This window comes from Mogibacterium kristiansenii (assembly GCF_029224645.1).
In the GTDB taxonomy this organism is placed as follows: domain Bacteria; phylum Bacillota; class Clostridia; order Peptostreptococcales; family Anaerovoracaceae; genus Mogibacterium_A; species Mogibacterium_A kristiansenii.
The window spans coordinates 39727-55327 of record NZ_JAQXUZ010000010.1 but is presented as its reverse complement, the minus strand read 5'-3'; the positions used below and the strand labels follow the sequence as shown (position 1 = coordinate 55327).

At 51.4% G+C, this 15601-nt stretch carries 10 protein-coding genes and 1 tRNA gene; 10 read left to right on the top strand and 1 reads right to left on the bottom strand.

Annotated elements, in window-relative coordinates; translation table 11 throughout:
• Positions 1-352: 352 nt before the first annotated feature.
• Positions 353-428, bottom strand: a tRNA-Lys gene (locus PUE40_RS03205).
• A gap of 355 nt (positions 429-783) precedes the next feature.
• On the opposite strand from PUE40_RS03205, the gene PUE40_RS03200 reads away from it, so the two are divergent.
• From PUE40_RS03200 to PUE40_RS03155, 10 genes are all read left to right on the top strand, one after another.
• Positions 784-3471 (top strand): zinc ribbon domain-containing protein, encoded by a 2688-nt coding sequence (locus PUE40_RS03200; RefSeq protein ID WP_277671884.1) that lies wholly within the window; start codon positions 784-786, stop codon positions 3469-3471.
• A 149-nt stretch (positions 3472-3620) separates the two neighbouring features.
• Entirely contained in the window at positions 3621-6470 is a 2850-nt protein-coding gene (locus PUE40_RS03195; protein ID WP_277671883.1) for a UPF0182 family membrane protein, read from the top strand.
• A gap of 44 nt (positions 6471-6514) precedes the next feature.
• The gene (locus PUE40_RS03190) at positions 6515-8434 is read left to right on the top strand and encodes a glutamine synthetase (protein WP_277671882.1); all 1920 of its coding nucleotides are present in this window, start codon (positions 6515-6517) and stop codon (positions 8432-8434) included.
• Positions 8435-8477: 43 nt separating this feature from the next.
• Positions 8478-9749 carry a serine--tRNA ligase gene (gene serS, locus PUE40_RS03185; protein ID WP_154554563.1) on the top strand — a complete coding sequence of 424 codons (1272 nt, stop codon included), beginning with the start codon at positions 8478-8480 and terminating at the stop codon, positions 9747-9749.
• A 94-nt stretch (positions 9750-9843) separates the two neighbouring features.
• Positions 9844-11259 (top strand): aminotransferase class I/II-fold pyridoxal phosphate-dependent enzyme, encoded by a 1416-nt coding sequence (locus tag PUE40_RS03180; RefSeq protein ID WP_154554562.1) that lies wholly within the window; start codon positions 9844-9846, stop codon positions 11257-11259.
• A gap of 181 nt (positions 11260-11440) precedes the next feature.
• Positions 11441-12754, top strand: a complete 1314-nt coding sequence (rsxC, locus tag PUE40_RS03175; protein ID WP_154554561.1) for an electron transport complex subunit RsxC — start codon at positions 11441-11443, stop codon at positions 12752-12754.
• Positions 12754-13728, top strand: coding sequence for an RnfABCDGE type electron transport complex subunit D (locus tag PUE40_RS03170; RefSeq protein WP_154554560.1), 975 nt, complete (start codon positions 12754-12756; stop codon positions 13726-13728). The genes rsxC and PUE40_RS03170 overlap by 1 nt, the downstream gene beginning before the upstream one ends.
• Complete coding sequence (locus tag PUE40_RS03165; RefSeq protein WP_277671881.1) at positions 13718-14296, top strand: RnfABCDGE type electron transport complex subunit G; 579 nt, start codon at positions 13718-13720, stop codon at positions 14294-14296. Before PUE40_RS03170 ends, PUE40_RS03165 begins: the two co-directional genes overlap by 11 nt.
• Positions 14296-15012, top strand: coding sequence for an electron transport complex subunit RsxE (rsxE, locus tag PUE40_RS03160; protein WP_277671880.1), 717 nt, complete (start codon positions 14296-14298; stop codon positions 15010-15012). The genes PUE40_RS03165 and rsxE overlap by 1 nt, the downstream gene beginning before the upstream one ends.
• Positions 15012-15593, top strand: a complete 582-nt coding sequence (locus PUE40_RS03155) for an electron transport complex protein RnfA (RefSeq protein ID WP_154554557.1) — start codon at positions 15012-15014, stop codon at positions 15591-15593. The genes rsxE and PUE40_RS03155 overlap by 1 nt, the downstream gene beginning before the upstream one ends.
• Positions 15594-15601: the final 8 nt, after the last annotated feature.

Here is a 15601-nt window from a genome sequence, read left to right as displayed (position 1 = left end):
GAGAATCGGCCGGGCATCGCCCATGTTGGCGCCCGTTTGCCGGCAAATCCTTATGCCTCGGTTACGGGGCGCCAACATTTTACCCTGAGAATCGGCCGGGCATCGCCCATGTTGGCGCTCTTTTGCCCGCAAAGCCTTGTGCCTCCGTTACGGGGCGCCAACATTTTACCCTGAGGCTCGGCCGGCAGCCGGCAAAGTTCGCGCTCGGCTGCCCGCAAAGCCAATAAATTCGGTTTTCATGCGCGAACCCCGGTGCCGAGAAGAGCAGAAAGCCGGTCCGGGCGGCACCTGCAGCTCATCCGCCGGCCGCCAAAAAACAATAAAAAAACGAGCAACCTCAGTTGCTCGTCCATGGTGCGCGATCAGGGGTTCGAACCCTGGACACCCTGATTAAGAGTCAGGTGCTCTGCCAGCTGAGCTAATCGCGCATATTCATTTTTTAACCGCTTCATGCGACTCATTTAGTATAACTCAGAAGTCTCAAGAAGTCAAGCACTTTTTTTTAAAAAGTTTTTTCAGTCGCTTCATGCGACTCATTTAGTATAGCCGGAAACGGGGGCAGAGTCAAGCACTTTTTTTATTTTTTTCAAAAAAGTTTTCAAATCTTGCACGGAAAGTTTGCAAAAGCTTTACATGCATATTGCAAACACAATAAAATCAAGCCTTTCAACCACAAATCCTGTAGAAAGCATTGAATTTTCCAAAATGCTGTTGTATAATTTTCAATGAATATTTGTAAGAGCTTATTAATTAGAGCGGATAATACATTTGGGAGGTACAATAGTGTTCTGTAGTAATTGTGGCAACAAAATTGCTGATGGTGCTAAATTCTGCAGCGTCTGTGGAGCTAAAGTGGCATCCACCGGACTGGAATCAGCAACAGAGCATCCCGTAAAAAATAGAAATCAACAGGCTGCCGGCGAAACGAAGACGGCAAAGTCAGCGGATCATGGTTTTAGCATGAATCTGGATTGGGATGACAGCGACACACACGCGCCAAAAAGAAAATCAGAAGTGGCATTCGACTGGAGCTCGGTGGTAGATGACCGAAATTCCAGAAGACGCCCGCGCAAGGAAGTCCGTTCTCCGTGGGAAGATTATTCCGACGAATTTGAAAGCGTGCCAAATCGGTCGGCTTCGTCCGGCACCTCTTCTTATCGTGCGCCGGAAAAGAAGACTTCCTTAGAAGAAGAACTTTTCGGAAAGGAAGAACCGTCCAGAGACCGTAGCCGCACCATGAATTTCATCGATGTCCTGAAGCAGGAAAAAGATGAACAGGAGCGGACGGAATACGAGAACCTGAGAAAGAATGTCCCTGCAGATTCCTTTGAAGACACCGCATATCCGGAACGGAGAGAGTCCGTTCTTCCGGAATATCAGAGAGAGCACACCCAGGGATACACGGATCTGAAGGACGACATCATCGCGGAGATGGACAAGCGGGATGGCGCGGCGACTTTCGAGGAACAGCTGGCAAAAATTCGTGCGGAGAGAGAAGAAGCTCGGAAGCAGGAAGTGGCTCCGGAAAAGCCGCAGAACTTTGTCGAGGACTCCGAGCAGGAGTTTGACCGTATTCTCAGCGGCATGAAGTCCGAGAAGAAGCGCGCACCAAAGCAGGATAATTTGGAATCCATCTTCAGCGGCGGATCCAATATCTTCGAAGACGAAGCGCCGAAGGCCCCGGAAAAAGCAGATCGGAACGCCGTTTTCCACGACTACGAAGATTCTTTTACCAGCGTGGATACACCGTCGGTGGAAGATGAATATGACAACATCCGGCTGAACCACCTGGCAGATGAAGATGAGCAGGAGCCGGAACGGGAAGCGGCAGCGAAGCCGGCGGAAAAAGGTTCCTACGATGATTTCTTCTTCGGGGAGGATGACGTGGAGCTGAATTCGGCCGAACTGGACGATGAATCCGAGGAAGAGGATGTCGCAGCGGGAATCGATCTGTTCGGCGACGACCTGACTCCGGAAGAACCGGCAAAAGAAGAGTCCGACGTGGAAGATGCCTATGCCGGATTTGACGAATATTTGGATTACGTTCCAAAGAGAAGAGCTTCTCGCGCGGCAAGAGTCGAGGAACCGGATGATTTGGATGACGATGATGAGGATTTCTCGCTTGACGACGCTGCGGAAGAGAAGACCCCGGTAAAAGAAACCCCAGCGACCGCTGAGGCGACCGAGGCTCCGGCAGCACCAAGCACCGACGAGAAGGAAGCGGTGGATGATGAAATCGCAGCCCTTCAGAAGAAGCTGGAGATGCTGCTGAAGCAGAAGAGCGGCGAAGCGGCGGAAGAAGCACCGAAGGAACCGACAGTAGAAGTAGAAGCAACTCCGGTAGAGACCGCACCGGAGGAAGTACCGGCAGCAGAGGTTTTGGCCGAGGAAACGGCGGAAGTTGAAGCGGAAACACCGGCAGATGACGCCGGCGTGGATGAATACAACGACGGTGCCATGGACTTCGACTTGGAAGCCGAGCTGGATAACCTGAGCGCGCCGAAGGAACTGGAAGCGCCGCAGGTAGAAGAGAGCTACAGCGATTCCTACATGGATGGAATCGCGGATCAGAATACCGGGGTGCAGAATGATGACGTAACGCCGGTACTGAACATTCAGGATGCAGTGAACAACGATGCGGCGGCGGATTCTGCTTTTGCGGAAAACGAACAGCTGGATTTGGATAAAGAACTGGCACAGCTGGGTTTTGACCTGGGTGTGGATACCACACCGGAAGAACCGAAGGAAGAAGAAATCTTCTTCAATGCGGAAACCATCGATACCGGTGACAACAAGGGAAGCGATACCGTGGTACTGCCTTCCGAGGATATTCTGAATCAGGCGGCAGCGGCGAAAGATCAGAACTCCATGTCCCTGGAGGATTTGGAGAACGACATCTTTGGCGGCGCACCGGATGCAGACGATTTGGAAGCTACCCGCAAAATCGACAAATTCTACACCCTGTATCGTAAGAACGAGGAATTCCAGAAACTTCTGGATGCGGAATACAGCAAGCTGCAGGGCGAGGATATCGACGACGATGTGACCGATGCCATGAACAGCATTCTGGGAACTCAGCCGGAAGCACCGGTACAGGAAGCACCGCAGGCTCCGCAGATGCAGTCTCAGATGCAGGAGGCGGCTCCGCAGGAGAATCCGTCTTCCATGAGCCTCAGCGCTGCGGTAAACGCGGCGGCACCGTCGGCACCGGCGGAAGCCGTACAAGAGACCGGAAAGAAGGCAAAGAAGAAAGCCAAGAAGGTGAAGGAAGAAGCAGATTACGATGAGAAGGGCGGAAGCGTGCTCACCGTTATCGCAATTGTTGTTGCGGTTCTGCTGGTGGTTCTCCTGGGAATCATTCTGATCCTCAACTTCGCTCCGGAGAGCGGCATTGCCCAGACGCTGAACGAGGTGATTGGAAACTACACCAACTTCTTCGCAGACGGCGGCGGTTTCGACGGATTGATGTAATAAAAGCATTTTGCGGCGGTTCACAGAAACTCGCCCCAAAGACAGAGAAAATTTAATAGAATTACATGCAGCGGTGGCGCGCCTATGACGGACGCTGTCGCTGCTTGTTCGTTTTTTTAAAGCGTCCAACGCAGCAATGGAGTGGCGATATGAAGAAAAGAGATAAGAAGCCAAAGGGAATGGACCGAATTCATCGGCCGAAGAAAGGGCTCAGTTTCGTCGTGATGGTAATCGTGGTGATTCTGGTGCTGCTCATCGGCTGCGCCGGTTTTCTCACCAACTGGATGTGGTTTGACAGCCTGGGATTCGAAAAGGTGTTCTGGACGAAGTTCCTGAGCCAACTGGAAATTGGGGTGCCGGTGTTCCTGGCAGCCATGCTTCTAGTGCGCATTTACCTGAAGAGCTTGAAAAAGCATTATTTCATTGAAGTCGAGTCCCACGAGATTCCGGATGAAAAGCGCCTCAATAAGATCTCCTGGGGGATGTCGGTGGTATTCGGCCTCCTGGTGGGACTCTCCGCCGGCGCCAGCACCTGGATGGATTTTCGGCAGTTTGCCAACGCCACATCTTTCGGCCTGAAGGACCCGCTCTTCCATCTGGACATTTCCTTCTACGTGTTTAAATTGGCATTCCTGACTAAAGCCAACAACATCGTGCTGGGAATCGTGGTGGGCATGGTGATCATCACACTGCTGTACTACGGAATCCTGATGACGGTGCGTACCCCGGATGTGTTCGAACGGGAGCCGGAAGAACCGGAGGGCTCGGAAACGCCGGAAGAGAACGCAATTCCTTTTACCCGTAAATACCGGAGTAAGCGCAGCAGCATGCGCACGCTGGATTTGAACAACAGCAATATGAGCCAGCTGCTTCACATCGCGTCGGGGAAACTGACACTGCTGGGAATTATTTTCTACTTGATGGTGGCGATGGATTTCCTGATGCGGCAATTCGATCTGCTGCACGTCCACACGGGTGCGGTGTACGGCGCGGGTTTTACGGATGTAAATGTGAAGCTGTGGGTGTACCGGCTGATTATGGTGCTTTCGATTGTCGGCGCGGTAACACTTTGTCACCACATGCACCGGAAGGAGCCGAAGAAGCTGGTGCGGATTCCGATTGCAATCGTTGTGGTGGGCCTGCTGGGCGGTGTGGTGAGTTTTGCGGTGCAGAATCTGCTGGTGAGCCCGGACGAAATCAATAAAGAAAGCAAATATCTGGAACGGAATATTTCTTATACCCGTCACGCCTATGGGTTGGACAACATCAAGGTGGAGGAATTTCCGGCAGAGCAGAATCTGAATCGGCAGGCGATTCGGAATAACTCTCAGACCATCACCAATATTCGAATCAACGATTATGAGCCGGTGCAGGATTTCTACAATCAGACTCAGAGCATCCGGCAGTACTACGATTTCAACGATGTGGATATCGACCGGTACAACATCGACGGGGAACAGACCCAGACGTATCTGGCAGCCCGGGAAATCAACGAAAGCAAAATCAGTTCCACTTGGATTAACCGCCATCTGAAGTATACCCACGGTTACGGTGCGGCGGTGTCCCGAGTGGATGCGGTTACGGCCAACGGTCAGCCGGATATTATTGTAAAGAATATTCCGCCGGAATCGGAGGCGAAGGATACCGATATTACCCGTCCGGAAATCTATTTCGGCGAATTAACCAACGATTACGTAATCGTGAATACCGATGAGCAGGAATTCGATTATCCGAACGGAAACGAGAACAGCTACAGCACGTACAAGGGGAAAGCGGGAATCAAGCTGAACCTGTTGAATCGGATTCTGTTCTCCGTACGGGAGGGCAGCATGAAACTGCTGGTGTCCTCCAATGTGAACTCCGACTCCCGGATTATCATCAACCGGAACATCAAGGATCGGGTGGAAAAATTGATGCCGTATCTTTCCTACGAGAAGGATCCGTATATGACGGTGGTGAACGGCAAGCTGTACTGGATTGTGGATGCGTACACCACCAGCTCCTATTACCCTTATTCCGAACCGTATTCCGGCGAGGTGGGTTCCACCAACTACATTCGGAATTCCGTAAAGGTTGTGGTAGATGCCTATAACGGAGATACCACCTTCTACGTGGTGGATCAAGACGATCCGGTGGCGCGCACGTATCAGAAAATCTATCCGACTCTGTTCAAGGATGTAAAGGAGATGCCGGAAGGCATCCGGAAGCATATCCGCTATCCGAATTCGCTGCTGAAGATTCAGGCCGGTGTGTACACGAAATACCACATGGATCAGGTGAAGGTATTCTATCAGGATGAAGACCTGTGGGATATCGCACACCAGATCTACGGCACAGAAGAGAAGGAAATGGATCCGAGCTACTTCATCTTTGAACTTCCGGACGAAAAAAAGGCGGAATTCATCAACATGATTCCGTTCACACCGAAGTCCAAACAGAACATGACGGCCATCATGATGGCACGGAACGACGGAAATCGGTACGGCCAGCTGCTGGTATATAAGTTCCCGAAGAACAAGACGGTGTACGGGCCGATGCAGATCGAGGCCCAGATTGACCAGAATACGGAGATTTCCAAGGAATTCTCCCTGTGGAATTCCTCCGGTTCCAAATACCGGAGAGGCGACCTGTTCGTCATTCCAATCAACAACTCCATCATGTACGTGGAACCGGTGTATCTGGAAGCGTCCAACCAGGCGATTCCGGAAATGAAGCGGGTAATCGTAGCCTACGGCGACAAAATCGCGTACGAGTCCACCTTAGAAGATGCGTTGGCGGATCTCTTCGGAGAGGACGAGAACGGCGGACAATCCCAGAGTGCATCCGCGTCTTCCGGTAAAAACAATTCCGAAAAGTCCAACACCAAGGAGTTAATTCAGAAAGCCAACGAAGCCTACGAGAACGCAGTGAACGCCCAGAAAAGCGGAAACTGGAAGAAGTACGGTGATTATCTGGACGAGCTGGAGAAGTATCTGAACCAGTTGGAAGACCGGAATTAATAATATTACGCTATATGTTAAAGAAGGGTTGAGAGGAGAGAAAAATGATAGATTTTGATTTGGACAAAATGCTTTTTACCATCCCGGTAGAGAAACACGATGAGAAGGAGATTGCGGCCATACTGGAGGCCCATCCGGAAGTAAAGTTCGTGTCTCTGACGGGCGTGGATCTGGGAAACCACAACACCGACGAAAAGATTCCGATGAAGGCATTTGTAGAGGACATGGCAAAAATTCTGTGGGACGGCGTTCAGACCGATGGATCCAGCGTAGCGCTTCCGCTGATTGCCGAACTGTCCAATGCCAGAGTGGACATCCTTCCGGACAAGGAAGTGAACTGGTACGTGGAGTACAACTTCATGAACATCGATTACAAAACCGGACTTCCGGTGGGAACACTGAGAATTCCATCCTTCCTGAGACACAACAACGAACGGATGGTAGGTTCCCGAATCTATGCGAGAAGATTGACGAAGAAGTTCCGTCGGGGACTAATGGAACTGATTCAGAACAATCCGTATGTAACGGACTACATCGGCGGATTGGATTCTCCGGAAGATATTGAAGATGTGGTGCTCACCAGCGCCACCGAACTGGAATTCTGGGTAAAGACGCCGGATGACCGGGCGGACCGGGATCAGCTGTACACCTCTCAGGAACTGAAAGAGCAGTATTGGAAGCGCACCATCGGACCGGTGGGAACGGCGATGGAACAGACCCTGGAAATTCTGAACCGCTACGGATTCGAAGTGGAAATGGGACATAAAGAAGTGGGCGGCGTCCGTGCCAAGATGGGCAACAGCGGCGATTTCGACCATATCATGGAACAGCTGGAAATCGACTGGAAGTACTCCAACCCACTCCAGGCAGCGGACAATGAAAGCCAGATTAAACATATCATCCGAGATGTATTCCGGGCCAACAACCTGGAGGTTACCTTCCTGGCAAAACCGATGCAGGGCGTTGCCGGAAACGGGGAACACACCCATCTGGGCGTGATGGCAAAGCTGAAGAACGGCAAGATGATCAACCTGTTTGAACCGATCGACCGGGAAAAGGATTTCATGAGTCCGATCGGATACGGTTCCCTGATGGGAATTCTGCGGAACTATGAAATTCTCAATCCGTTCGTGGCACAGACTCACGATGCCTTCCAGAGACTAAAGCCGGGATACGAAGCGCCGGTATGCGTGGTTACATCCCTGGGAAGAGACTGCGTAACCCCATCCCGGAACAGAACCGTATTGATCGGCGTGGTTCGGGATATGAAAAATCCGATGGCCACCCGTTTCGAACTGCGTTCGCCGAACCCGCATTCCAACACCTATCTGATTATCGGTTCCGCTTACATGCTGATGCTGGATGGAATTCGCTCGGTGCTGGAGAACAAGCGAACACCGCAGGAATTGGAGAAGGCCATCTCCAAAAAGGCGGGGGAAGAGGACATCTATCTGGAAAAGGATCGTCAGTATCGTTCCGAAGAAAACGTATTCACGTATTATACGGAAGAAGAGAGGGAACAGCTTTTCGGCAAGGCACCGGCAACGGTATGGGAGAACTTCAGAGCCTTTGATGAGCAACGAGACGAACTGGTAAAGATTACCGGAGGAGACGACACCATCGCCCTGATCATCCGTTCTTACCGGGATCAGATGACCTTGAAGTGGAGCACGGAATTCCACGATCGGTTGATTCCGAACACCATGAATTTCGTTCGCCAGTGCGTGAAGGCACACACCGAGAACAGTGCAACGGATTACGATATCATGAACTGGAGACAGGTCAACGACCTGAGACACCGTCTGGGAAAGGATTATATCGGAAAGAAATCCATCCTGTCCCAGGCAAAGCTGGCACTGGACGAAGAGAACTTCCAGCTGGCTTCCGACCTGGAATTGGAAATTCAGCATTTGACGGAAGAGCTCCGCGACCTGTATAATGATTACCAGAAGAATCTATTCTAATCACAAATAATTAATTCTGTATCAGAAAGAAGAAGGATAAAAAATGCTAGACGTTAAACGAATCAGACAGAACTTCGATGAAGTGAAAAAAGATGTAGAAAGACGCGGCAAAGGCGATTTCGGCATGGAAGACGTACGGAAGTACGACACCGAGAGAAGAGAATTGCTGGCGGAAGTGGAGCAGTTGAAAAACAGACAGAATACCGCTTCCCGAGAGGTTCCGAAGCTGAAGAAGGCCGGAGAAGATACCACCGCCCTCTTCAAGGAACTGAAGGAGCTTAGCCAGCGCATCAAAGAACTGGACGGTAAGGTCAGCGAGGCGGAGGAAAACCTTCACAATGCCCTTCTGGGCGTGCCGAACACACCGAATAAGGAAGTTCCGGACGGTATCGACGATTCCGACAACGTGGAGATTCGGAAGTGGGGTGAACCAACCGAGTTTTCCTTCGAACCAAAAGCACACTGGGATATTGGTGAGAACCTGGACATCCTGGACTTCGACCGGGCGTCGAAGCTTTCCGGTGCCAGATTCACGGTCTACAAGGGCCTGGGCGCTCGGCTGGAGCGAGCATTGATTAACTTCATGCTGAACCTGCATACCGAGGAACAGGGATACACCGAAATCCTCCCGCCGTTCATGGTAAATGCTGCGGCAATGACCGGAACCGGTCAGCTGCCAAAGTTCGTGGACGATATGTATCACCTGGAAGGTGTGGATGAATACCTGATTCCGACCGCCGAGGTTCCGGTAACCAATCTGAGAGCCGGCGAAATTCTCAGCGGCGACGAACTGCCGGTATACTACACGGCGTATACCCCATGCTTCCGTAAAGAAGCGGGTTCCGCCGGAAGAGATACCCGCGGCCTGATTCGTCAGCACCAGTTCAACAAGGTGGAAATGGTGAAGCTGGTTGCGCCGGAGACTTCCTACGATGAGCTGGAGAAGCTGACCCTGGATGCGGAAGAAGTGCTGAAGCAGCTGAAGATTCCGTACCACGTGGTACGCCTGTCTGCCGGAGATCTGGGATTCTCCTCTGCGATGACTTACGATATCGAAGTGTGGATGCCAAGCTACGGAAGATATGTTGAGATTTCCAGCTGCAGCAACTTCGAGGATTATCAGGCGCGGAGAGCGGATATCCGGTTCAAGAGGGACCGGGATACCAAGCCGGAATTCGTCCATACGTTGAACGGCTCCGGACTGGCAGTGGGCAGAACCGTTGCGGCCGTCCTGGAGAATTACCAGCAGGAAGACGGCTCGGTCATCGTGCCGGAGGTACTGCGCCCGTACGTGGGAACCGACGTAATTCGATAAAAACAACTGAAGTCACCCCGGATATTCCGACTGGTCGGAGGTCCGGGGCCTTTTGATTTTATTTTTAGGAAAACGAAAGAACGAGGGACGGAAAATGAATAGAAGAACGGTGACGGATTTTCTGGTGGAACACAAGCGCCAAGATCCCATATCCTTCCATATGCCGGGGCACAAGGGGCGAAGCCGGCTGTACAAGGAGCTTGGGTACGGCGATTTTCTGAAGAACATCATGGGCAGCGACATTACGGAGATTCCGGGGGCGGATGCGCTGACCCGGCCGGAGTCGGTGATTCGCCGGGTGATGGAGAATTATGCGGCGCTGTACGGCGTGCGACATACGGAGCTTCTGGTGAACGGGAGCAGTACCGGATTGATTGCATCTGTTTTGGCGACGGTGCCTCGGGGCGGCAAGCTGATTATGGGACGAAATTCCCACAAATCGGTGTTTTCGGCCCTTCGCCTGGGGGGCATTGAGCCGGTGTACGTAAAACCCTTGACGGATGAGAAGACCGGGCTGCAGGGGGCGATTTCCCCGCGGGATGTGGCGGCGGCGCTGCGAGAACATCCGGATGCATCGGCGGTGCTGGTGACCAGCCCCAATTATTACGGGGTGCTTTCGGAAATTGAAGATATCGCTCTGGAAGCTCACGCGGCGGGAAAGGTGCTGATCGTGGATCAGGCCCACGGTGCCCATTTGAAATTCTTTGACGAAGGCGCTCGAAAAAAGCGGGCGGCAGAAAACCTGCGGGCGGATCTGGTGGTGAACAGCACGCACAAAACCCTGATGTCTTTTACGGGGACCGCCATCCTCAACGTGTGCAGTGACCGGGTGGACGTTTCCCGAATTTCGGAGACGGTGCGGATGCTCCAGACCACCAGCCCTTCCTACATTCTGATGGGGAGCTTGGATGTGAACGAGAAAATCCTGCGCTGCGGTCGGGAACTTTTTCAGGCGTGGCAGTCCGACCTGCAGTATTTCTATGAGAATTACCGGTCCGTTACCGGCCTTTCGGTTATCGAGAACCGGGAGCTGGACCGGAGCAAAATCAACCTGAACATGAAGCCCTACGGTTTCGGCGGCGAGCGGCTGGCGGCGGAGCTGCAGGAGCAGAACATCTGGGTGGAAATGGTCCACGGGGATTACGCCATGCTGATGACCGGTCTGGGAAACGAGCGCCGGGATTACGAAAAACTGCTGGAGGCCTTGCAGTATATCAGCGGCAAGTACGGGATTACGGAAAACGAGACGGGGCGCAGCGAAGACGTTCTTGCATTTAATCTGGAGCAAGGCCCGATTCCGTCAATAAAAGAACGAATTCCGCTGGCGGAGGCGGCCGGCCGCCGTCTGTACGATTCCCTGATTCCGTATCCGCCGGGGATTCCTCTGGCCTGCCCCGGTGAAATTCTGACAAAAGAAGCGGTTCAATACCTGCAGGAGCGGGTTCGCCGGAACGAAACGGTAATCGGCGTAGATGAAACCGGATATGTGTGCGTCGCACCGGAAGTGTAAGCGGGCGAAAAGCTGCTTTTGGGGGAGAAAAATGAAGAAAAATCTTGAAAAGTGTGACAGAAACTAAACATACAAAAGTGATTTTTCCGTGAAATTTCAAGTGATTTTTGTGAAAGAGTAGTGTATAATAGTTCAGTGAATATTGTTATTACATTTTGTAGGAAAGGAAGGTTGCTTAAGGATGAGCCAAGGTAAACACTTACCTAGCATTCTGGTACCGCACCACAAGAATACCTCGAATCTCGAGACCGTGGTTATGCCGGTTCCGGATGTTGTAAAAATCTGCATGTCGCAGAGCATCGGTGCTCCTTGTAAACCTCTCGTTGCAAAGGGTGACCACGTAAAAGTCGGACAGAGAATCGGTGACACCGATGCTTTTGTCAGCGCACCGGTACACTCCAGTGTTTCCGGAACGGTTACGGATATCGTTCAGTCCCGTGGAGGCATGGGCGGAATGGAAACCCTGATTGTAATCGAGACAGACAAGAAACAGGAAGTGAGCGAGGAAGTTCAGATTCCGCACGTTACGAATCATGCAGAATTCGTTAAAGCAGTAAGAGACAGCGGCGTCGTTGGTCTCGGAGGGGCTTCGTTCCCAACACATATCAAACTGAATCCGAAGAACCTGGATGAGTGTGACGTTCTGGTTGTAAACGCAGCAGAATGTGAACCGTACATCACCGGGGATAATCGTATGATGCTTGAACAGGGTCAGGATGTTCTGGACGGAATGAAACTGATCATGAAATACCTGAATTTGAAGAAGGGTATTATCGGAATCGAAGAGAACAAGCCGGAAGCGATTGAAAACATGAACAATCTGATTCAGCAGAACGGATTTGATGACATTGAGGTGCTTGCGCTTCAGTCCAGATATCCGAAGGGTGCTGAGCGTGTTCTGGTGTATGAAGCGACCGGTAAGGTGATGGATGCAGGAGTTCTCCCGGCACAGCTGGGCGTAATTCTGGACAACGTATCCACCGTCGCAATCATTGCCGAGTTCTTCAAGACCGGAATGCCAATCGTTCGCAGAAGAATTACCGTAGACGGGGATGCGGTAGCAGAGCCGAAGAACGTATTCGTTCCAATCGGTACTCAGATTGCGGATGTAATGGAATTCTGCGGCGGATACAAGAAAGAGCCGAAGAAGATCGTAATGGGCGGACCGATGATGGGTCGTGCGACCAACTCGGACGAGAACGTTACCATGAAGAATACCGGATCCCTGCTGGCATTCGGTAAGGAAGCTGCAGAAGTAAAGGTTGAGACCGGCTGCATCAACTGCGGACGTTGTATCAGCGCATGTCCGTTCAAGCTGATGCCGGTTATTTTTGCGGAGGCATATAATAGAAAAGACGTGGAGAGACTTCAGAAGTTCAACGTTATGCAGTGCATGGGCTGCGGAAGCTGCTCCTACATCTGCCCGGCAAGAAGACCTCTCAGCTTCGTGAATACACTGGCAAAGGGTATGGTAAAGGAGGCGACAAGTAAGTAATGGAAAAACAGAAATTTCACTCTAACCTGATCGTGTCCAATGCGCCGCATATCGTTACGGATGCGGATACGACGAAACTGATGGGATCCGTTCTGCTTGCACTGGCACCGGCCTTTGTTGCGGGAGTATATGTGTTCGGAGCAAGAGTAATCCTGCTCTGCGCAGTATGCATCATCGCCAGTGTCGGTTTTGAATGGCTCTACAATTATCTTGCAAAGAAGCCACAGACGGTAGGCGACCTGAGTGCGGCTGTTACCGGTCTTCTGATCGCGTACAACGTACCGGCAAACTTCCCGCTGTGGATGGCTGTAATCGGTTGCTTCGTTGCCATTGTAGTTGTTAAACAGCTCTACGGCGGAATCGGAAAGAACTTCGTAAACCCGGCAATTACAGCAAGAATTTTCCTGTTCATCTCCTTCGCGGCAAACATGTCCACATGGCCGCTGCCAAGAATGGCGGAGACAACAGATGCGACCACCGGTGCGACTCCGCTTGGAATCCTGGCAGAAGGCGGCGCAGGTGCAAAACTGCCGTCCAACATGGATATGTTCCTGGGCTTCATCGGCGGTTCTGTTGGTGAAGTGAGTGCACTGGCACTGCTCATCGGCGGTGCATATCTGATTTGGAAGAAAGTCATTTCTCCAATCATTCCGTGTGCATTCATCGGAACTGTATTCGTCATTGCTCTGATTTACACCAAGTCCTTCCACATGGCTGTATTCCATATTCTGGCCGGTGGTGTTATGCTGGGTGCAATCTTCATGGCAACGGACTATGTTACAACTCCAAAGCTCCCATCCGGACAGATTATGTTTGGTATCGGCTGCGGAATCATCACAATGGCAATCCGTCTTTTCGGAAGCTATCCGGAAGGCGTATCCTTCTCCATCCTGCTGATGAACATCTGCACACCGCTGATCAACAGATGGAGCTTCAAGCGTTATTGTGCAGGAGGTGCGAACAGTGGAAAATAAGACAAACACATTCCAGGAATTCGTTAAACCGATCCTCGTACTGGTATGCATCTGCTTTGTGGTTACACTGGCACTTGCATTTACATATGGTGTAACCAAGCCGGTTATCGATGAAAACACTCTGAAGGCGGCAAACGAAGCCAGAAATGAACTTCTGCCGGCAGCAAAGGGTGAATTCAAGCAGTATAACGGCGACATGTACGTTCTGGAAGCAAAGAAGGTATATGTAACAGAAGTATTTGATGCAACCAACGGATCCGGCATGGTGGTAACCGCTATGTCCAACTCCTACGGCGGCATGCTGACCGCAATGATCGGTATCGACAAAGACGGTGCCATCACCAACGTGAAGGTTACCAACCACTCCGATACCGCCGGTGTAGGTACAAAGGCACAGACGCCGGAGCACCTGGGTCAGTATAAGAGCCTGAAAGCACTTGGAAATGAGAACATCAAGAGCGACAACACGGTAAAATACGTAACCGGTGCGTCCGTATCTTCCGGTGCAATCCACAAGGCTGTATACGCAGCTCTGGAACAGTATAAGAGTATGGGAGGTGTTCAGTAATGGCAAAAAAGAGCAAACTTTCCATATTGACAAATGGAATTATTAAGGAGAACCCGGTACTGGTACTTCTGATCGGTACCTGCCCGACGCTGGCAACATCTTCTTCCCTGTCCAATGGTCTGGGAATGGGTCTCTCCGCAACAGCAGTACTGATCTGCTCGAACATCGTAATTTCCCTTCTTCGGAAGATTATTCCGGATAAGGTAAGAATCCCTTGCTACATCGTAGTTATTGCCGGATTCGTAACATTGGTACAGTTCGTACTTCAGGCATATGTACCGTCCCTGTATCAGTCTCTGGGACTGTTCCTGCCGCTGATCGTAGTTAACTGTATCATCCTGGGAAGAGCGGAAGCATTCGCAAACAAGAACAACATCATCGATTCCGCACTGGACGGTGTTGGAATGGGTCTTGGATTCACTCTGACACTGGGCCTGATGGGTGCCATCAGAGAACTTCTGGGTGCCGGAACTCTCCTGGGCTACACCGTATTCGGTTCCTGGTTCACACCAATCGGATTCTTCAATCTGGCTCCGGGCGGATTCTTCGTATACGGATTCCTGATTGCAATGCTGAACCTGGCTACAAAGGGCAAAGCACTGAAGAAACAGTCCTTCAGCTGTGGCGGATGCCCGATGTACAATTCCTGCAACTTGGCAGAAGTAAAGGACGAAGTCGCAGCAGCGGCACCTGTCCAGAAAGGAGCTGAAGCATAATGGTTAATCTGATTATTATCTTTATGTCGATCGTACTGGTCAACAACTTCCTGTTGTCTCAGTTCCTGGGTATCTGCTCGTTCCTGGGTGTATCCAACAAGATGGATTCCGCTGTAGGTATGAGTGGCGCCGTTATCTTCGTAATGGTTCTTGCTGAACTGGTTACATGGCCGATTCAGCAGGTACTGAACAAGTTCGATATCGGATATCTGCAGACAGTTGTATTCATTCTGGTCATCGCAGCTCTGGTACAGTTCGTAGAGATGTTCATGAAGAAGTTCATGCCGGCACTTCAGAAGGCGCTGGGTATCTTCCTTCCTCTGATCACCACCAACTGTGCGATCCTGGGTGCGACCATCAATGCAATCAACTATGATTATACGTTTATTCAGTCTATCGTATACGCACTGGGTGCAGGCGTTGGTTACGGATTAGCCATGGTTCTGTTCGCAGGTGTACGTGAAGAAAAGCTCTGGGATGAGAGCGGCGTACCGGCTGCTTTCAAGGGTGTGCCGATGGTTCTCGTAAGTGCAACCATCCTGTCCCTGTCCTTCATGGGCTTCTCGGGATTATTCCAGTAAGGGGGCGG

Excerpts from the sequence above, each read along its gene's own strand:
- PUE40_RS03195 (WP_277671883.1), top strand. The coding sequence starts at position 3,621 with ATGAAGAAAAGAGATAAGAAGCCAAAGGGAATGGACCGAATTCATCGG.
- PUE40_RS03190 (WP_277671882.1), top strand. The coding sequence starts at position 6,515 with ATGATAGATTTTGATTTGGACAAAATGCTTTTTACCATCCCGGTAGAG.
- serS (WP_154554563.1), top strand. The coding sequence starts at position 8,478 with ATGCTAGACGTTAAACGAATCAGACAGAACTTCGATGAAGTGAAAAAA.
- PUE40_RS03180 (WP_154554562.1), top strand. The coding sequence starts at position 9,844 with ATGAATAGAAGAACGGTGACGGATTTTCTGGTGGAACACAAGCGCCAA.
- rsxC (WP_154554561.1), top strand. The coding sequence starts at position 11,441 with ATGAGCCAAGGTAAACACTTACCTAGCATTCTGGTACCGCACCACAAG.
- PUE40_RS03170 (WP_154554560.1), top strand. The coding sequence starts at position 12,754 with ATGGAAAAACAGAAATTTCACTCTAACCTGATCGTGTCCAATGCGCCG.
- rsxE (WP_277671880.1), top strand. The coding sequence starts at position 14,296 with ATGGCAAAAAAGAGCAAACTTTCCATATTGACAAATGGAATTATTAAG.
- PUE40_RS03155 (WP_154554557.1), top strand. The coding sequence starts at position 15,012 with ATGGTTAATCTGATTATTATCTTTATGTCGATCGTACTGGTCAACAAC.